This is a genomic window from Nocardia thraciensis, from assembly GCF_054782435.1.
Genome location: NZ_BAAGSM010000037.1, coordinates 17657 through 39759, shown reverse-complemented (window position 1 = coordinate 39759; position 22103 = coordinate 17657). Strand labels below are relative to the sequence as shown.

Sequence of the window (22103 nt, the reverse complement as noted above, 5' to 3'; positions counted from 1 at the left end):
GAGAAGACCGTCGGTGGGCGCAAAAGGTTGGGTCCCTCGGCTCAGGGGGCGGAGGGCGGTGGCGCGGGTGGGTCGGGTCTCAACCGAGCCGCGTCCGCCGCCGCGGCGCCGAGGAATATCCCACGTTGCGGTCCCGGCTCCAAGACCTCCATGGCCCCGCCGAGGAGCAGCTGGCAATTCCGGCACGACGGGTACGGCTGCCCAGTCGGGGTGCGGACGGTGCTGTAGACGAGGTCGCTCATGTCCGGAGGCCCGAGGTGTCTGTGTATCGACAATGATTCCGGCAGTGACGCATCCAGCAGCGCCTTGTTCGCGGCGTGCACCTCCGCGCAGTTCGCGGCGGGCCACTCCTCCAGGCTCTCGGCGGGCATTCGCGCCCCGAACAGCGGGTGGAGAGGTTTCGGCGCCCCCAATCTGATCTTCACGTGCGGCGGGTCACCGACAGCGTGCGTGTTGTTCACGCCGAAGAAGACCTCGCCGGTGCGGCGGTTGTACACCGCGGACGAGGCGGCAGGCGGCAGCAGGCCCAGTTCCTCGCTCTCCCGAAGCACTTCGTCGGCGTGTGTCCGCGCCAGACTCATCAGATCCGGTGACCGATCGAGCGCAACCCCCGCATTGTCCGGCCCCGTGACGATGAACCGTGTCTCTCGACCGGCGCCCGCCCGGGCCTCGGACGGGCCCGGCTCCGGCCGACTTCGGAATATCACCCAGATCGTCGGGTCCGTCAGCACGGTTTCCGCCGAGAAGACGGCGCTGCGTTCCAGATGTTCGCGTAGCGCCCGGCTGTTGACGGCGATTCGGATCGGTTTGCGGGCACCCAATGCCGTCAATCGCTCCGCGAGCAGTCCCACGGTGTCCCGGTCCGCCGTCGAGTGGAACGGGTTGTAGAAGTAGAAGGCGCTGCCGGCGGACAGATCGGCTTCGAGCGCATGCTGATGGACGAAGTGCACGTGCGGCAGGGCCAGTGCCCGGGCACGGGCCGCGGCGTAGGCGGCGTAGGCGGGCTCGATCTCCAGTCCGATCACTCGTCCGACCGGCGTGAACGCGCCGAAGAACGTTCCGGCCGTACCGAGACCCGAGCCGATGTCGTACAGGGTGTCCTCGGCCGTCAGCCGCAACGCCCGCGCCACGGGAGTCAGGTACATCAGTCGAGACGGTTCCGGCTGGTTGATGCCCGCCGCCGCGGCAGGCATCGACGACGGCAGGTCGAACGGCTCGGCTGGCCGATCCGACGCCGGCGCACCGTGATATCGGTAGGGCGGCATGCCGAGGACATGCGCGAGATGGCTGTCGGCCTCCGGTCCGTAACCGAGATCGGCGAGTTCCATCAGTTCGCGGCCCCACGCCACGCGCGCAGCATGATCACCCCGGACGAACAGGCGCTCCCGCATCTCGAGATAGACGGCTTCGACGTGCTCACGAGACCGCAGCTCCCGCTCGACAGGAGACAAACCGCTCCAGGGAGTGGACAGTCGCTTCTCCCCGGTGTCTGATCGAGGTGGAGATTCCTGCACCGTCTCCGCCGTCCAGCGCGCGGTGCGATCGCCGCCGACCTCCGACCACCCGAACGGATCCGCGGCGAGATCGGCGGGAATACCCGGCCGCGACGAGTCGCCCGGCTCGGGTACAGCCTCTTCCTCGGTCGTTGTCCGACGGCGTTCGATATCGGCGATCAGGTCGCGGGCCATCGTGTCGAGTTCGCCGAATCGGTGGTCGTCCGATACCTTTTCGAGTTCGGCGATGAGTTGGCCGATCTTCTTGTACTGCTTGTCCAGGTCTGCGGCCCGGGTGATCAGGCGTCGGCGGTGATCGATATCTGCCAGAGCTTTCGCGAACCCGGCGGATCGTATGACCAGGTCGGCGGGCACGTCGGGCCCGAGTGCCATTACCCGGTTGCGTAGTTCGCGAGCCTCGCCAGCGAGGCCGCCGCGTTGCAGCCACGGCGGGTCCCCCGGGCGGCCCACCCCCAACTCCTGCGTGGACCGCCGGATGGCCGCCTCGACCCAATCCTGGATCTGCGAGGTCACCGCAATTTGCTGTGCGAGCCAGGCACCGGCGTCCATGGCTCGGCGCAGCACTTCGTCCCGCCGCGCGACCAGGTTTCCGGCCGGTTCGGAGGGGAGCCGGGGGTCCGTCGCAGCCACGGCATCGAGCACGGCATCGAGAGGGGCGCCATTGCCCGCCGACAGGCATACTCTCATCTGGTAAGCGACCGATTCGCGGTAGGAAGCGGGCGTGATCTCGTAGGTGTCCTCGAATTCCCGCACCCAGGACGTGAGTAGGCGGTCCAATTCACGTTCGGCCGCACCGACGACTGTGTCGGTGGGATCGGTATCCAGCAATTCGTTGGCGTACTGCCACAACATTCCCGCCGCGCGGGCCGAGAGCACCCGCGTCCACACCGGGTGACTCGGCTGCTCCGGCTCAGCGCGCCAATGCTCCACGTGCCAGCGAGCGAGGCCTATGAACATGCGAGCGGCCCGGTATTTGTAGGAGGCCGGAGTCACCGGCAGTTTCGCGGCGACATCTTCGAGAATCGCGAATCGCCGCTCGGCGATATCGGCTGCCTCAGCCAGCGAAAGTTCAGAAAACTCGCCCTCCCGCCACATCGGCGCCTCGATAACGATGACGGTCGGGCGCGAGATACCCTGCCGCTCCGCATAATCGGCGATCCTGTGCCAAACGTACCCCTCCGGGATCTCGAGCAGGCCCCGGACCACCTCGCGAGCCCCCGGCATGTCGTAGATCGGATCGCCGTCGGACAATCCCGACAGCCGACTCGCGGCCGCCACCGCCTCCGCCAGGCCGGGGATCTCGCGCGTGGCTGCCACCCAGGGAGCACCGATATCAAGGTTGTGCAGCGAGAACAACATTTCGGGCCGGTGTTCCCGAATTATCGCCTCGAGCGCACGCGTTTCGGGCATATCCGTTGGCGAACCGAAATTACGTTCCGGCTGATCTTCACCGAGTTGGCGAGCGAGGGTGCGGTTGGCCCATTCGTAAGGCAGCGGGGAATACCCCGCGAAGCCTTCAGCCCGCATCCCGCCGTCAGGGTCGAGGCCGAGCAGGAGCACCCGCTTCCGGGTACGCGCCCCAGGCTCGCTGACGGAGTAGTCCATCAGGCCCTCGATCGTGCCGGACGACCAGAATTCGTTGGAATGGACCAGGCCGTAGTACAGATGCGGCGCCGCTTCGCGATTGTCGTCATCGGCGTGCACGACGAACTGTTCCATCGGTACACCGCCACGGCTCAGCATCGGACTGCCGTCCTCGTCCAGGACCGGCCGCAATTCACACACGTCCGGATGTGCCGCGGCCAGCTCCCGAGCACGGTCCACCAATTCGTGATACCTGCGGGGGCGGCCGGGCAGCCGATCCAGTACCCGGGTGATATCGGGGAACATGGCGGCGTCGGCCTCGGGCGGGGCCCGGCCCGGCGGACGCTCGCCCATCGGCGAGCGCGGAAACTCCAACCCCGGCAGGCCCGCGGGCTCTTCTCCCGGGCGCAGTGGGTTCTCCGGTTCCCCGTTCGCCTTGAAGGCCAGGCCGTGGAATGTGGCTCCCGCGCCTGCGGTCTCGAAAAGGTGGGCGACCCACGCGGCCACGGCGATATCCCCCCGCACGGTTCGTTTGCCCATCACCACCTTGCCGTCGTCGAGCCGCGCAACCTGTTCCTCGGCAACGACCACATCACCGACCATCTTCACCGTAAACGCGTGCGCACCAACGGTTCCCGAATCCTCCGGGTCGAAACTTCCGTACTCCACCGCACCGATGACCGTGCCCCTGGTCCGGCGAACATGCGCGACAATCGCCTCCGGAGACTTGAAGGCACGCCAGTTCGCACCCGCCCACTTCGCGGCATCCCTGCCGTCCACGCCCCCCAGCCGCTCTATGTCGGCCATGTGGTCGTCCGGAACAGCGATCTGCGGCCGGGGTCCCGGGCCCTCGGCCGCCCACTCGGCCGCCGCCACAAAACACGTCTTCGGAGCCCCCGTCGTCAACACGTGGTGCGTGTCGGCCGCCGCGTCCTCGTTCACCGCCGCTCCGATCTCAGCGACCAGCCCCAGCGCGGACTCGGCCGTGAGGTCCGGGAAGTGCTGTGCCAGCACGTCGTTCACCCGCGAACCACTGCCCGCGGCCAGCCGCCAGCGTCCTTCGTGCAGTTCGAGCGCGAGTTGCACATCCATCGCGCCCAGCGTCACCTTCGGGTTCTCGACACGACTTCCCGGCTCCCGGGATCGCCGCACACGCTCGAGCGGCGGAATCCGCCGGGTCTGTAGCCGGTGCAGCACACGGGCCGGGTGGTACTGCCCGACCTCGACTCCGGAGCGCACCAACCGGGACCCCAGCCACAGCAGGTAGGCAGGGTCGACCAGCGTCTCGCGAGTTCCGGCGCCGACTTCGCTGCTGCGAAACGCCTGCGGCCCGAGTTGTTCCAGCCAGGAACGGAATCCGAGATCGATCGCTCCGGCCGCCCGGTAGGCCAGATAATGGTCCAACAGATGCATCAGGATATCGGTATGGCTGTGCGCGCGGTTCGGACCTTCCGCCTCGAAGGCACCGATGATCTTCGCTTCGACCTGATCACCGTTCCGGGTCACCCGCAGATAGCGCTTGCGCATATCGTCGCGCCACAGGGCGCCCGCGAACTTCGAATCCGTCACAGCCAGCTCCGACAGACTCCGCATGTGCCCACCCGCCGGGGCAGCGACAATCAGCAGGCCGCCCTCCGCATCCGGCAGGTATCCGACGCTTTCGGTCGGCTGCCGCCCGGCGACGCCACCCTCCAGTTCTGCCGCGACGACTCGTCCGGCGAGAAAACCGTCACGCGCTCGGGCCGCGCGCGACATATCGGCGGCCAACGAAGCATGCTGTTCGGCCAGCTCCGCGAACTCGCGCAGATCGGATTCACGCCGCAGGATATCCGCTCGGCGGGCAGCCGGACCACCTTCCAGCGGTAGCGATTCCAGGTCGATCGGATCGATCCCCAATTCGTCGGCCAAGGCCTCGCGATCGAATATCACCGACTGCCACAGCACAGCCGCCAACCGCTCGGAGTAACCCGAATCGTCGCCGAGGTCCGGCATTTCGGGGTGGTCGGCGGCGAGGCGGTCGACCACGGCCGCATTCGTCTCCGACCATGTCCGCAACCGCTTTGCGGTCTCGGCCGCCGCACGTTCCAGTTCTTCGTATCGCTCGACATCGTCGCGCGACAGCGGAATCTCGACTACGCGCGAAACCTCCTCAGCATCATCGGAATCGGCCGCGCGCAGCTGCTGTCTCACCTGCCACGCCAGCCGGGTGAGGCTCGAATCCCGCAGATCCGCGGGGAGCCCGGCGGAGTCGGCCAGCGCACCCGGATCCACTCGCCACTCGTCGCCGTCGCGCCGGATATCGACAACGACGTCCCGACCGTGCACAGCGACGGACAGCTGCCAGAGATCGCGCGGTACAACGGAACTGCGTAACCCGGCAGGCGTCGCCGTCACCGCCCCCGTCCCTCCGGCATCGACCACCCGGCCGATTCGCCGCAGCAACCGGCTCGGGTCGAAGTCGGTCATCCCTCGAGACCACCGGCTCAGCACATCGCCCGCGTGACCACGGCCGGGCGGCGGCGCAACCCGCCAACCATCGCCGTCGTCTCTGAGTTCGACTGTCGCGTCGATACCTCCGAGGTCGATCGTCGCTCGCAGCACGAGTCCGGTGCCCGAACGATGATCGTCGGCGTCGGGGTCCGGCAGCGCGAACTGCCGGGTGAAGGCACGGACCAACACCGCGGTCGGGTGCGGAAGATCGGGATCCACTGCGGATTTCGCCTCGGCCACCGCCAAGCCGAACGTAGACAACGTGCTGTCCTGCTTCAGCCGGCCTCGCACGGCTTCGGATCGCCCCGAGCGTTTGCGCTTCGGGCTGTCGAAGGCATGATCGCCCAAACCCGCGAGCCAGTCACCGAACCCGGTCTCGATCAGGCCCAGTTGGCGGAAGCGTAGGTATTCGTCGAGAAGGATCCCCTCTATCTCCGCGACCTTGGGTTCGCGATAGGGACCCTCGGCTCGAGCGGCCGATATTTCTGTTTCCTCGACCTTCGGACCGTCAATGCCCAGCGAAATTTCGAGATACTGCTTGTCGAACCTCGCGCGCCACAGGGCTCCGGCGTACCTCGGGTCGGTCACGGTCGCGTCGAGCAGCGCCCTGCGGTGGCGGCCCAGCGGAGCGACGATCAGCAGTCTCCCGCGGTCCATTCCCGGAAGGAAGGCGACCTGGTCGGAGAGTCGTTCGCCTGGCAGAGCCGCGTCGAACGACTTCTCCAGCTGCGAGTCTATCGCGGCCCTGGCGACGTCCAGTATCGCTTGGTCGGGCCCGTCGACGTCGACTGCCCCCGGACGGCTCGGCTGCGACGTCGTGGTCGTACTGCCCGCCGTAATCGAAGCCGTTGTCGCCGTGGTTATTTCGGGATCCCCGCGGTCGAGCTGTTCCGGTGCCGCATGCCGATCGGCGGGACGGACCTCCTGAACGTAGACCTGACCGCTCTCATCGATCATGATTTTCCGATAGCGGAAAAGAACAGCCCGGCCGGTGAATTCGTCACGAACCTCGGGGTCCACCGCGGCCAGTGGGTCGGCCAGAACGGTCACCGGACCGGCGACAAAGATCTCGGGCGGCGCGTTTTCCCTTTCCACCACCGCCACGCCCGGTCCCAGCGAGCGGCCGCCGCGCCCGTCGACAACCTCGCGCTCGATCAGCTCACGGCCGATATCTCGCGCGGCCGCCGCCCGCTCCGCGCGCTCGTCGTCGAGCGCGTAACGGCACAATCTCGTGTAGGCCAGGGTGGTCGCCGCGACATCCACAATGTGGACCGCGTGCTGCCGATCCGCTTCGCTCCCATGTGGATTCTGCGAGTATCGGAAATCGTCGGACCAGCGCACCAAACGCCCGACAGCTGCTCGCAGCTGTTTCACGGGCATTCGGTCCGGATGCTCGACCCCGATCAGTTCCGCGCCCCGCACGGCCGCGCGGTGGGACCGCCTGCGCCGGTCCGCTGCCGCGGCGATCCGTCCGCCCCGGTCCTGCGCACCGGGGTGGTCTTCGGCCGCCAAGGCGCGCGCTTCACCTACCGGTATCCAACCGGTCCCCCTTCTGCTTTCCCACCGGAACGCCGATGCGTCCCGCGCGGCCTCGAACTTGCCAGACCGAGCGATGAACTCGCGATCCAGACGTTCGCACTCGTCGACGTAGTCGAACAGATGGCTGAGTCCGAGATAGCGCTGTGCACGGTCGCGCCATCGCTGCAGTTCGGCGTGTCGGACCCAGACCCAGGGTCCTTTCGAAGTCCGCCGCTGCTCGGATTCCCATGCCGCCTCGGCTCGCTGCACCCAGCCCCGGCGGAGCGGTGTGTCCGGCGGCAGGACATCGGTCCGCCGCAACTCCGATGTCAATATCGTTGCTAGTTCGGCGAATTCGCGTCGCAACCCGGGTATCGCGGAGCTGCGCTCCGCGGGGGCGGCACCACACAGTTCCGCCCATCGGTCACGCCGCCACCGCGCATCGGCGGCCGCGTCGATCAGGTCCAGCATCACGGCCACACTGTCGGTAGTCGGGACTGCTTGCCGCGCTGAGCCTTTCAGCGCTCGGGTCGACGCGGCGTCGGACAGCGCCTCGAGGTCCGCCAGGGCTGCCACGTGCTCGTCGTAGGCCGCGAAGAGGTCGGCGAGTTCGCCTGTCGGGTACGGGGAATTGGTACGCAGTCGCGCGATTCGCCTCATCGATTCCCCCGGAGGGCAGTGTGCGACATCGATGTCGAAGGATGCGGCGACCACTTGCAGCAGCAGCCGCTGGTACCTCTCGCGGCATTGTGCGTGTTCTACCTCCAAGTCAGCCATCCGACGCCACTGCGGGTTTCGGTCCGACTCGATCTCGAGCAGTTCCCGCCGGATCTGCTCGCCCCGCAGCCGGGCGGCCTCCATCCCGTCTTCGAGGAGGCGGCCCGCGACGGCGGCGAGCTGTCCGGTTTCGAGGTATCGGATCACGGTGTCGAGCACCCGACCGGTCGATGTCGCGCGTGGCACCGACGCCCCTAGCAGGCGCAGTTCGGGCAGCGGGTCGGTCCCGTCGGGGTGTGCCCCCTCGGCTTGCGGTATCGGTTCGGACAGCTCGAGCAGGGCGACGAGTTCGGCTTCGTGAGCGGAGCGTCGGCGATCCAGTTCCGCCCGGCGCGCCGGATCCTCCGAAAGATCGGCAGCCGACTCGGCGTCGAGAAGCAGGCCCCGCGCTATCCATTCGGGCAGCCGTTCGAGTCGAGCGAGCCCCGCATTCCCGGTCAGCTCACGCCAGGCAGCGCTGTCGACGAGTCGCAACCCCCGCTCGATACGGCCGACCACTTGCGCGACCCGCTCCGGCCCGCTCGCGAGGGACAGGATCAGCTCGGCCAGGCTCTGCTGCTCCGGCGCGTCGATGGTCAAGAGGCCTACGAGTTCTCTTGCGGCCGAGTCGAATTCCGTGACCTGCTCGGCAAGTTCCGGCGAGCCCGGCACCGCCAGCGACGGCTCCACGCCCCGCTCCGCGGCCAGCCGGGTCAGCTCTACCTCAGAACGTCGCAGCCAGGTTGTCGCGGCATCGTACAGTTCGGCCGAAGTCTCTTCTCCGAGTTCGCGCATCGCACCGATCGGGTGGCGCCAGCCGAGACGCCTTGCGGCCGTGGCGATCACGGACCGCTCGGCCGAGTCCGAACCCAGCACGCTCAGGCCACGGGCTCGCATTATCTCCGGAATCGCGTGGTCCGGGTTGTTCGCGCGGGCATCGGAGAGGTCGGTGTGCAGGGCCCGAACGGCGCGAGCGGCCAGCACGGCGGGATGCGACGGGCCCAGCCGGTCGGTCGCGGGCTCGAGAGCCGCATCGATCCGGCGCACCAGCGCGAGTGCCGTATCCACGTCACGGGTGCGGGTGAGATAGTAGCCGACCGCGGTGTTCAGCTGTCGCAGAAGGGATTCGGTGGCGAATACGTCGTCCGGCTCCGAATGCTCGCGGGCCGCCGACCTCGCGTCCGGCGTCAGGGCGCGCAGGGCCGCCACGAGAGCCGGAGAGAAATCGCTGCGCAGATGCGCCGCCAGATATTTGTCGACCTGCTGCGACCAGTTGGTGCCGTCCGGTAGCCGCCGCGAATCGAAGAACGGCGTGAAATCGTCGACGAGCCGGATCGCCGTCGGCAGCGTCTCGTCCCAGAGCGTATCGATATCCGAGTCGATCCGGATTCTCGACCACGCCTCCGTCGTTCGCCCCAGGTGGTCGGGAAAGGACCGCAGGAATTCGATGTAACCCGGGGTCGGCGCCGATGGCCGAACCCACCGTTCGGTGGGAAGCGTACCGATGAGATCTACGACAAGACTGGCCGCGACGGACAACTGCTCCAGCTCCGGCCGTTGCGCGACAACATCATCCACGAAGGACGCCAGGTCCGGCGGCGCCGGACGCGGCGTCGGCATGTCGCGGATGTCGTCGCGATAACAGCGGCACTGATCCCAGACGAGCGCATTCAACGCACGCCCGGTAGCGATAACCTCGCCCATGGGCGGCGGCTCTCCGCGCCGAAAGGCTGTCAATTGCTCGGTAGCCAGAGAGCAATACCTGTCCAATTCCGTGCCGGGCTCCAGGCCATCCAAACTCTCCGCCCACCTACGCAGCCGCTCTCCCTCCGCCGAGTCGACCTCGGCCACAGCGTCTTCCGGCCGGCCGTCGATAGTTTCCCGATGGCGCTCGAGATCGGCGAGGAAGGCGCTGGCCTTGGTGTCGAGTTCGCCCAGCTCGTGTTCGTCCGACACACGTTCGAGTTCTTGGATGAGCCCGCCGATCTCGCCCTGTTGCCGGTCCAGCTCGGCCGCTCGCGCGATCAGGCGACGGCGGTGATCGATATCGGCGAGGGCTTTGTCGAACCTGGCCAACCGTGCGACCAGATCAGCGGGCGCGGCAGATCCGAGTGCCGCTACTCGAGTGCGCAATTCGCGTGCCGTGCCCGCAAACTTGCCGCGCCGCAGCCACGGGGGGTCCTCCGGGCCGCCGATATCCATCTCCTGTGCGGCCCGCCTGATCGCCGCCTCGACCCAATCCCGGACTTCCGTCGTCACTGCCGCCTGCTGGGCGAGCCAGGCATCGGCGTCTCGAGCGCGGCGCAGCAGATCTTCGCGCCGGGCGACGAGGTGCCCGGCCAATTCGGGCGTGAGGGTCTGCGCGATATCGGCGTCGGAGTGCTCATTGGCGCCTGCCCCCAGACACACTCGCATCTGATAGCCCACAGAATCGCGGTAGGAACCGGGGGTGACCTGGTAGGTGTCCTCGAATTCAGGGACCCAGGACGTGAGGAGCCGATCCAATTCACGTTCGACCGAAAGGAGTCCGGTGTCGGCGGGATCGCCGTCGAGCAGCTCATTGACGTATCGCCACAACAACGCGGCCGTGCGGATCGGGAACAGGCGAGCCCATAAGGTGTCGATCCCCTTGTCAGGACGATCGCGCCAAGACTCCACGGCTCTGCGGGTGTCGTCGATGAACATGCGTACGGGCCGATAGACAGCGAAGGCGGGCGCCGCCGGTAGTTTCGCCACGACTTCGTCGATCGAGGCGAGGCGCCGCTCGGCGATGTCGGCCGCCTCGGAGGGCGAAATGTCCGGATACCCGCCCGCGCGCCACATCGGCGCCTCGACCACGACAACCGCTGCCTTGTCGATGCCGTGCTGTCGCGCATAGGCAGCGATCTTGTGCCAGAAGATGTGTTCCTTATACCGGAACAGCCCCGGGCCTAGCTGTTCGACCTCGCCCTCCGAGAGGGTATCCGTCAGTCCGTCTCCGAGATACGTCGTCACCAGGCGACTCGCGGCCGCCACCACCTCCGGCAAACCCGGCACGGCACGGGTGGTTCCCGTAAACGGCTGGCCGATATCCATGTTGTGCATGGAGAAACACATGGTGGGCCAGTGCTCCCGGATCAAGGCCGCGAGCGCAAGCCCTTCGGGCATTTTCAGGAACATGTATTCCGGCTGTTCTTCGGCCGGCTGCCGATACCAGGTGCGCTTGTGCCACCCGAACGGCAGCGGGTACAGCGAGGCATGGCCTTCGGCCAGCATCGCGCCGTCGGGATCGAGGCCGAGCAGAAATACCCGCCTCCGCGTGCGTGCCCCCGGCTCGTTGACGGCGTAATCCATCAGACCTTCGATGGTGCCGGACGACCAGAATTCGTTGGAATGAACCAAGCCGTAATAGAGATGCGGCGATCCGACCACCACGTCGGACGACCCGTCGTCGGGGTAGACCACGAACTGTTCCATCGGCACGCCGCCGCGGCTGAGTATCGGCCGACCATCCTCGCCCAGAACCGGTTTCAACTCACACACATCCGGATGCTCCGCCGCCAGCTCCCGAGCACGATCAACCAATTGGTAATAGGTCGGCGGACCCTCGCGCAGCCGATCCAACACCGGCGTGATATCCGGAAACGCCCCGCCCTCAGTGGGATCGGACAGCCCAGCGCCGCCGTTGTACTTCTCCCGCATTGCGTCCGCGTGCGACTGGGCATCTCGGTATGCGGCCAGCGGCGTATAACCCGGGTTGTCTACCAATCGGTCCGCCGTTTCCCAGAGCGTGTCCAGCAGCGGATAACCCGGGTCGGATTCCAACCGGTCGACGATTTTCCGGAGCTTCTCGGCATGATCCCGGCGCATGTCCGGGTTGCCGAGCCGCCACCCGTCCGGAGCCCGATACCCTCCGTCCGGATGAATGAAGTCGACGCTCTTGCGGAGTCGATCGATGAAAGCCCGGCGTAGGGAGGTGTCGTCGTCCCGGGAGTATCCGCCCGGCTGCATGCGCCCGTATAAACCCGTGAGCCGCAACGCTTTACCGATATCGTTCACCCGTATGCCCGGCCTGGACAGGACTACGCCCAGTTCCCGCTCCGGCGAGGAGCGCCTCGACATCAGGTCCTCGAGCGCCAGTTCGATCGTCCGGACGAGAGCATCGGGCTCCGACAGTGTCTGCAGGTCCGCGGCGGCGACCCGGCGGCCGACCCGCATCGCTACCTCGAACTCGTTGTCGGACAACCCCCAGCGTCCCCGCAACTCCTCGACGGACGCGGTCGACGCGATCATCTGAGTGCCGGTCGCCTCGTCGAACCCGGTGGCGTTCACCGCAAATCCCAGAATTCGAGCGGCGCCGCTGTCATAGCCGTACACCGGGTGTGACGCGATGCGGTACAGCAGCTCAGCCGATTTCAGTTCGTCGTAGCCGTCGGGATTGTCGCTGCGCCGCCCGGCGCCGTAGACCACGTCACTCCACGCGTCCGCGACGATCGTCAGCATGATCTCGCCGATATCGTCGTCCTGCATCAGCCCGTTGTCCAGGATCGCCCGCAGGTCATCGATGACGTCGGTGCCGTTGTGGTAGAAGGCGGCGATCCAATGTTCACGCTTCTCGAAGACGTCGTGGTAAAGATGGTTGGCACGGCCGACATCCGGATCGCCGTACAACGTCCTGCTGATGAATATTCCCTCGGCGGCCAGCCGGATGCCGCGCCGAACCTCCGGATCGCCGATCCGGGACTCCGGCAGACGCGAGCGAAGCATGGCGGTCACCTCGTCGCGGGTATGCGCGATCACCGACTCCGGCAGCGGCGAACGCTCCGGATCCAGCAGATAGCTCTTGATCCATTCCGTGGACAACTTGTCCTCGGGCAGATCCCGCTCCTGCGACCAGGCATAGATGTCGGGCAGGCCCGCGTAACGCACACCGTCCTGCGACGGCCGCCACGACCGGCGCAGCAGATCTTCGTGCGACACCACACCGTGCCACCCCACCGACACTCGTACCGACCCCCGCTGCAGGACCGGAAAGCGCGTCCGATGACGCGGCCAGTCGCTCACCGCACGGTCCTCGGAAAAGGTGCGAGGACGATCCTGGTCGTCGGTCGATACCGCGTTCCAACCTGCCTCGGCGAGTTCCCAGTACAGCCACTCCGGGACCGAGTACTCGACGATCTCCTGCTCACCCGGCGGGCGCGAGCCCAGGGCCGGGGCTACCGCGGCATCCCCCACGACGACCCCATGTTCGGCCAGTAGCCCGTCGAAGTCCCCGGGCCCTGCCTCTGGGGCGGGAGCGTCGACAGGCGGGGATGACTGCTCCGACCAGATCGTGCCGCGTGCGACGAGCCAGCCCAGTCGGAGGAGGGCGTCGGCTGCGTCGAGACCCATCTTGCTTTCGATGTGGGCCGCAGGGCACCGGAGCGGTACGCGTGGATCCCGCGATTCCAAGGGGGACGTCAGGTCCTGATCAGGGGCCAGCCCCAGAGCTTTGCGCGCAGCGCGTTGCAGCACAGCCGGATCCGGATCCGGCGACATGAGCTCGCGAACATAATCGCTGAACAGGTTCGTCAAATCAGCCCTGCCCCGAAAAGTTTCCATTCGAAGAGCCGGAATCGAGGGCTCGAAAAGCTCCGGCTTCTCGTCGTCCGACACGGTCGATGCGAAGTGAAAAGCACCGATCACCTCGGTGAGAGACAGTGCCGGAGACTGCATTCCGGTCTCTGTTGTCGCCCGCCCGATATCGGTGATTTCGGCTATGAATTCCTCTCTTTTTTCGAATTCCTCCTCGCCGCCGCCTGGACGGCGCTTTTTCATAGCGGGAAAGAACTCGCTGCACCACTTGTCCATGGTTTCGGCATCGATATCTCGGGCGCGGCAATACTCGGCGAAGAACTCCTCGTATTTCCCGCCTTCCTGACATTCTTGCCACACGATTTCGGCACATTGTTTCAAAATTGCAAATATCGCGTCCGAGAACTGGTGGACCGGCTCCCGTACCGCGGTCCGGGCGGCAGGCAGATTATTAACGAGAGATTCGCCGGACCCCTCCCGCAGAGCCGCTACCAATGTGGCGACGGGTTCACCGCGCTCCACATGCGACTGCACCAAATCCAGCGCGCGCTGGATTGTACTGTACTGAAGGAATGCAATTGTCACGGTCCACCAGGCCCGCGTGGTCTCGTAGCGGGCGCGATCCTGGCTGCCGGCCGTGGTCCGACCGTGCAGATAACTGTCGTACACGGCCTTCTTGAACCATTCGCCGACCACTCGCGCATTATCCGGGTTGATCCGAAGACGACGATGCGCCTCGGCGGTGAGCTTCGCCCGGGCCTGCACGAACCGCTCCGTGACCTCGAGATGCCGGATGGTCTCCTCTATCGCCTCGCGGGCCACGCCGCCGCGCTCGAGGATCTCGAACCCGTGGCGCCGCATGCTCGGCCTTTCCGATGACCCTATGCGGAATTCCGCCCTCAGCGCTGTATCCAATTGATTGAAAACCTCGACGGCCGCCCAAGCTGGACCGTCGTACCCCGTACGACTCGCGACTGTCGACAAATCGAACTGCGCCTGCCATACAACGTGACGCCCGGCGTTGAAATTTCGAGACCGAGTCAAATAGTAGCGGGCAACCAGGGTTAGATCCGACAGATAGGACGCAGCGGCTGCAGCAAATCCCTGAGCCGAACCGGACTCGTACTCATCAAAGGCCGCTTTCTCCGCCGGTAAAGATCGGAACGCCTTCAACAATGCCGGTTCGAACTCATAGTTCGCACGAGCATCGACGTATTCGTCGACATACTCCGACCAGCCCATCCGCCCGGCATATCTATCCGCTTCGAAAAAGCGCGCCAAGCCCGCCGCAGCGTTTTCGACCAATGGCCCCTTTTCCATTCTCCACAATGAAGTAGCCCGCTCCCCTGCCGGAGGTTCTCCGAACAAATTAACCATCATTTGGAGGTATGCCGGAACAGAATCCAGGACGTACAGCGAATCCTCCGAGCTGCCAGTCGGCCCCCTTACCTCCCCTCCCACCTCTCTGGGCAGGGCACCGGCGATCTCACACACAGCGGTCGCCGCATCGTGCAACTTATGGAGAGTTGCCTGACAAGTGTGGAACTCGCGCCGCAACTCGTCCGATTCCGAGCCTGGTGGGGCATCCGCCAACTCGACCAAATCATCGATCAGTCGCCGAGCGGTCTCCCGCACAATCACGTTCAACACCCGCGCCGTGTCGACCATCTCCTCGATCGGCGGCGGCTCGCCTCGACGAAACGCCGCCAAACGCCCGACCGCCTCGAGGCGCTGCGTTCCCATCACTCGGACGAGGGACACGTCATCAAGGCTGGTAACCCTCGCTACCAGCGCCCCGCGAAGCCCCGCATCGAGTGCATCACCACTCGCGGCCGGGTGGCCGCTGTCAACCGGGTCATCCACGCCCAGGTCTTCCCTCAGTCGACTGATGAAGGAGCCCGTGGACCCGCCCTGCTGCCCCGGGTCGAACTCACCGAGGAGCCTGTCGATATACCGGTCGTAGTCGGCGCGCGAGGTGGCGAGGCCGATTTGATCGGAGCGGTGGCGGTGGTCGGCGAGGGCGGTGATCAGTCGGCCTGCGGCCGTTGCGGGGTCGGTCGTGCCGGCCAGGCGTTCGAGTCCGGCGCCGGCGGACTCTTCGAATGGGGCGGCGCGGCCGAGGATTTCGTCGAGTTCCCGCAACAGCCGCTTCCGCCGTTCCGCGATCGACCTCTTCAGTTCGGCTATTGGCGTCTCCGAGGCGGTGAACGCGGTGGCGCGCTGGAGGTCGTCTTCCAGTCGCAGCCTGTCGTGCACCCAGACGGCCAGCCGGTCCAGCCCCTGTTGTCCCGCGGTGGTGGACAACCGATCCCATTCTCGCTCGCCAAGCCTGTTGAGCCGCTTCTCCAACTGGTTGATCGCCTCGCTCACCGGCACCGACCGCATCAGTTCCCGCTGCGCACCGATCAGCTCGGAAATCGTCGCGGCAGAACCCGCTCGGTCCCGCTCCCAGGACTCCACGGCGGCCGCCTCCCCACCCCACGGCGGCGGCTGTTCGCCGCGCTGTCGGGTCAGGTCGTGGAGCTCGGCGACCACTGCCGCCCGCGCCCGCAGGGCGCCATCCAGCGTGGCGTCGCCGTACAACACCGCCGGTCCCGCCAACCCGGCGGTGAGCAGCACCGTGGCGGCCCACCGCTGCCGCCGAACCGACGCCGGGGACAGCCCGGTCCGACGTGCCAGCTCCTCGCTCCGGTTCACTCCGTCGAGGAACATCAGCCGCGCGATCTCGGCGAACTCTTCCAGCCCGGTCCGCGCCCCCAGACGCTGTATGTGCCAACGCAATTCGTCCGGCCGAAACCGCCCGGCCTGCCGCACCAACTCGCCGGACCCATCATCGTCGTCCGGCTCACCTGCGATATCCCCCGGCTCCGCGACCTCCGGCGGCGACTGGCTTTCTTCACCCGCGATGATCTGTGCCATGCGCTCGGGAGGTAGGTCGGGCGCCTGCGCCGGACGAGCGCTCGTCGGGCGCGCCGGAGCGGGATCTCCCTCGACCATGACGGCCGTACGATTGAGAATCACCCAGTATTGGTCGTTGTAGCGCGGCAGCGAGCCATGGGTGGCGTAGGCGTCGTAACCCAGCGCCGCGGCGAGGCGGCCCAGGTCCGACAGCACGGCCCGGCGGGCGACCAGGGCCTCCTCACGCGCGATTACCTCGCGCGTCTGCCGCTGCGTGACCAGTCGGCCGAGTTCCCCGGCAACGGAATCGAGCTCCGCCCGCTGCACCGCTCGCAGGTGGTCTTCGTCGGTGGTCCTCGCGCCGGGATACAGGACCATCCTGATCACCTGGTCCTGTCGGTTGTCCGCGTAGAACAACAACGCCGCGTCCCGCTTCGTCGTGACGTACGTCCCGTTGCCCATCTCGGTGATCATCGACCGACCGGGGAAGTAGTCGCCGTGGCGGAAGTTGTCCACATGCCAGGGAACCGTCACGCCGCGGAAGAACTCGCGGCCGCCCGCGGCGATGAGCTCGTCGAGGTCCTCCGCGGCGGCAACCGCCGGCAGTCCGTCGAACCCCTGCTCTCGGCAGATCATCCCCAGCGCGGGATCGCTGACCTGCTGGTCGTCCGGTGGCATTGCGCGGGCGATCAACGTGTAGTCGAGTTCATCGAGTCGATCTCGTCCGGTCGCGAGTGCTGGTTCGACATGATCCGAGCCCCGGCCGACCGCTCCGGGTGGCCCGTCGTCGGCCGGAGCCGGGTCGGGGTCGTGGGGGCGGCTGCCCACATTCACAGATTCGGTTCGCCGGGAGGTGGGCGGCGATACGGTGGGAGTCGGTGCTAGGGCTGGGGCCACGTCGTTGTCGCTCGAAGCCGACGAGTTGACCGCTCTCACCAGTTCCGGGGTGGCGCCCTTGCCGTAGGCGATGCCGTGGCGGTTCAGGCGGATCGACCAGAATCTGCGATCGGCTTCGGGCAGCCGGTCGATGAACTTGTGCTGCTTGCTCCGCCATTTCTCGAACGAGACGGCCTTGTCCAGTAGGGCGCGGGGGTTCACCAGGTCCTGCGGGCCGTAGTCGGCGCCGGCCCGCCCGTCACGGGAGGCCGCGAGGTCGACCACGACCCGCTTCGGGGTTTCGCCCGGTGTGCTGATGTCAACCAGCAGAACAACGTGGTGGTCGGAGTGTGTGTCACCCCTGGCCTCGGAGTCCTTCCATCTGTAGGCCAGGACCGAGATGTCGCCCGGCTGCAGCGATTCGGCCGCTGCGTCCAGCGATCCGGCCGGCTGCAGCGGAGCCTCGAAAATATTCTCGAGGACGTGGATGTTGTGACCGCTCAGGGCGGAGGACGGTCCGCGACGCGCGGCGGCGGGCATTTCTATGCGACTTGCGCGGCGCGGGCACAGCACCCGCACGCCGGTCATGGCGTTTTCGACACACCTGTTGGGACTACGGCGGTGGACCTCTATCACCAGGTTCAGCAGGGCATCGACGGCCAGGTAGTGCGCTGCCACGGCGACATCATCGCCGACACCGGCCGGGCGCTCGGCCACACGATCTTCGGCGCGAGCGACACCGTCCTCGGAATCCGGCTGACCGACGCGATCGCCGGTCAGGCGGCGGGTGACCGCTTCACCCACGATGTCGCGAGCGACAGCCGGGGTGGTATCGGATTCGGAGCGACCCACCATGCCGGCCAGAGCTTCCCTGGCCTGGTTCACCTCGCCGGTCAGTACGCGAACCCCCTCGGCGCCTTCGATTTTCGCCGGTGCGATACCGAGCAACTCGGCGAGGTCGTCGCGTCGCGGTATCAGCTGATCCAACGCCTGCTCGTCGGTGAGCAGCGCGTACCGCACCGCGGCCGCGGGGGCGGTCGCTTCGACGTGCTGTCGCAACGCCTCCACGGCGGCGGGAGGCAGGGCCGCCTGCCGCAATAGCGCGTCGAGGGGGCGATCGTCATCGTCTTGATCGAGTAGCGCCGCCGCCATGACCGAACCCGGGATCCCCAGCAGGTCGGCGACGCGTATGACCTCTTCCGTCGAGGGCTCGGTTTCCGCGATATCCGGATCCCGTCGCTCCTCGGCGAATTCGAGGGCGTCGACCGGGTCGACCAGGTCGAGCGGGTGAATCGCATTGCGGCGGAGAAATTCGGCGTTGGCGTGGTGCAGTGCACGTTCCTGCAGTTCTGGCACCAGTGAGACGAGCTTGTCGCTGGATTCCGCAAGGGCGTGCAGGTTTTCGGGGGTCGGATCTCTTCGGTGGGCCTCTGCCGCCCTTCCGTAGTACACGACCGCCTCGCGCACGTGATGCAGGTGCATAGCGTTGCGGATCAGCGAATCCTGTGGTGACATCAGCGCCTGTGCGGTGCCGCGGTCGCCGTCGCGCGCGGTGCGGTTCTTGGCCTGCTCGTAGATGTAGCTCTGTTCGGGGACCTCGGTCATCCAGACGTGCATGCCGCCCTTGGCCAGCACCGCATCGGAGACCGAAATGTCGACGCCGCGCTGCCCCTGCCGGTTGATCACCAGAATCCGGCCCTGCTCGCCCGCGGCGTCGAATACCTTCTGCAGCTCGGCTTCCCAGTCGACGCCCCACTCGGCGATCCGGTCGGCATCGACCGCTTCTATCGCCTCCTCGGGAATTCCCTTGCGCAGCAACGCCTGGACCTGATGCTCCACCAAGTCGTTGCGGTGGCACAGCACCATCTGGAAGCGTCCGTCGCCGCCGTCCCATATGCCATGGGCGTAGTCGGCGACGGCGTTCAGCTTGGCGCGGGTGTTCTCCACTACGTGTGGCACACCCTCCACCAGCCTGTGTTCCTGAGACCGGCCGACCTCGTAGGCGTCTTGCAGCCCGTAGACCTGCTCCAGCACGGGGTTCAGGTCCTGAAGGGTGCCCGAGGCGCCGGTGACCTCGTCGAAGAACGGTTCGCGACCATCGGTCGCCTCGGTGCGGTAGATTTCGGCCGCGGTGATGGACCTGTGCGAATCGGCGTCGGCACGCACCTTGATCCGATGCTCTTCGGCGGTTCTGCCCTCGGCCTCGGCGGCCCGGATCTCCTTGGCCTCCACGGCTTGCGCCAGACTCGCCTTGCCTTTCTCGGCGCTCCACCGCGATTCGCTCGAGGTCGCCGGATTGTGCTGCAGGCTGTGCTCGTCCTGGTTGACGATGATGATCTTGCCCGCGTTCTCCACGTAGTGAGTTGTCTTGCGACAGCTGAACTCCGCCGCGGCGGCCATCTCCAGCCGCGAGGCGCCCATCGCCTCCAACCACCGCTCCCCGCCCGGCAGCGCCCCGACCTTCTCTCGGCCGCCGGGGGTCAGGTCGACCTGACCCAGGTACCAGTACTGCTGTCCGATCTCCCAGGTACCGTCCGGCCGTCGCACATCGAGTTCTTCGGTGATCCGCTGCAGGCCGAAATCCCTGTACGACAGTTCCCCGTTCGCGAGCGCGCCCGCGAGGAAGTCGTGCGCTGCGAAGACCTCGAGGGCCGTCTGCTCGGGCGCGTCCAGATGCACGCCTTCGGAGGCGAGGAACGTCTTCTCACCGCGGTCGATGATGCCGTCGATCTCATCGATCAAGACGTGGCGCGGCGGCCTGTGGCCCGCGTTGCAGAGATGCCCGACCGTCTCGCCGGTAGCCACCACGATGGCCGGCCGCCCCTCGACGACCGACCCGAAACCCTGCTGCTGATCGGCTCGGAACACATCGATCCCGAAGCCGGACAACAGCTTCCGGTACCGGGTGAACTCCCGGTTGGCCAGCCCGTCGGTGGTGGTCACCAGCAAGCACGCATCGTGACGCACGGCCCGCTGGATCGCAACCGCCATGAACACCAGCGACTTGCCTTCGCCCGGCTTCATCTCCACGGGACGTTTCGCCAACGCGTACACGGCCTCGGCCTGCTCGGTCCGCAACACCATTCCCCCGGGCACGGAATCACTGACCGTGCCGCGCCGAATGACTTCCATCGTCGCGAGCATCGACTTGTGCGTGTCGAGATCGAACAGCCCCGCCTGCAACGCCTCATCGGGAAGGTTGCGCAGCCGCAACTGTTGCGGAACCTGGTCGGCGGACGCCGCGTGAAAATCGGCGATCAACTCGACGGCATGGTCACGGGAACTCGGTATCGCCGGGCCGGAGTCCGTCGATCGAAGCTCGTCGGCGACAGGCCCTTCTGCTCCGACGCCGGAACCAGGGTGCGGGCGGGTGCCGTCCGGTGTTTCCGGCGAGGCTGGCACGATCGAGTCGCTTTGCCCGGCGGTGCGGCTGTCGTCGTCGCCGTCCGACAATCGGTGGTCGCTCGGGGCGACGAGAGTCCCGTGCCCGTTGTCGGCAGGACCCTGGGCGTCGCTTACCGAAACCTTAGGTGGCGGAGAGGTTTCCGCGCCCGCCTCGACCGACGCTCGCTCCGAGCGACCCGACGAATCCGCTGCGCGACCGGCTGTCTCTCCGAGCGGCTTCGTGTGGGACCGCGATTCTCCGGATTCGACCGCTACGGCCCGCCCGTTCGCTCCAGCTCGGGAGGTCTCGCCGTGGCCGCCCCCGGCAGTGACCGCCTCCGGCGCGGCCCGCCACGCCGTCCGCGCGGCCGCCCACGACCGTTTCGCCTCCTCAGAGACCTCGACAGGCCCGGAGGGCGGGGCCTGCACCGCCGTATCCGCACCCCGCGGAAGCTGCTCGGCGTTGCTTTCGCTGCGGGCCGCGGGTGGGTCGGGCCGGGTGAAGCCACGGGCTCCGTCGACCGCCACATCCGGTCCCGGGCGGGCTCCGGACTTGGCGTGTACGGCCCCGGCGAATCCGCCATTGAGCAACGATGCCAGCACCTGGTCGAAATGCTCCGGCCACCCGGTCACCAGGGCCGCAGCACCCAGGCCCGACATCGCACCCGCGCCCCCGTGCACCAGCCCCAGCAGCAGCCGGCGGTTCTCCAGCCCGGGGAAGATCCGCGGCGCGAACCGGCCCGCGAGCATACCGCCCGCCGCACCTCCGGCGCCCGAAATACCCGCGGCGAGAATGGATATCGGGTCGATCCCCGTCGGGTTCTCGCCGTTCGGCCCGACCGCCGACCAGTTCCGCTCTCCGGCCGCTGCTTGCCACAGTTGCACGCCCACGTCGACACCCGCGGGCAGGGCCGCGGCCTTGCCGAGCGTGACCGGCAACCGCAGCGGCCCCAACTCCGAGCGCCGGGCCGCCGCCTTGACCGCGCCCCGCTCCAAGGCCACCTTCAGACCCGAACGCATCAGCGCGACCTTGGCCCGGCCCTGAACCAGCGTCGACTGCACCGTCGCCGCCGCCGCTACCTGCCCGGCGGGACCGGCCGCCGCGGCCTTCGCGAGAATCCTGATGATCCGCCAGGCCAGCTCGACGCCGAACGCGAGCATCACGCACAGCGACTTCTCCGCATCGTTGGCCGCGGCCGCCGCCTGATCGGCCAGCAGCCGCGCCTCGTCACCCAGCCTGACCGCACCGTCGCGGTGCAGATGCAGCGCCTCACGCATGCGATCGCCGAAGACGCCGACCGAATCCTGTTGCGCCAGTACGCTTGCGGCATCCTGCCCGTGTCCGTCCATCGCCGCTGCTCTACGCCGCAGCTCCGCCGCCATCCACCGCATCCGGGACACATCGGCGCGCGGCAGGTCCCCACCGAACACCACTATCTCGATCGGCCGTCGCACCCCGTCGGGCAGAGCTTCGAACAGCCCCCGCGCCTGCGCCAGCGCATCCGACGCCAACGACTCGCCCATCAGCGC

Annotated in this window: 1 protein-coding gene; it reads right to left on the bottom strand. The window is 67.1% G+C overall.

Going from position 1 to position 22103, the window contains the following annotated elements; genetic code table 11:
- Positions 1-41: 41 nt before the first annotated feature.
- Positions 42-22097, bottom strand: coding sequence for a YwqJ-related putative deaminase (locus ACYVLQ_RS24190; protein ID WP_460699810.1), 22056 nt, complete (start codon positions 22095-22097; stop codon positions 42-44).
- Between the last annotated feature and the right edge of the window lie 6 nt (positions 22098-22103).

Coding starts and splice junctions, on each gene's coding strand:
- ACYVLQ_RS24190 (WP_460699810.1), bottom strand. CDS start 22,097: ATGGGCGAGTCGTTGGCGTCGGATGCGCTGGCGCAGGCGCGGGGGCTG.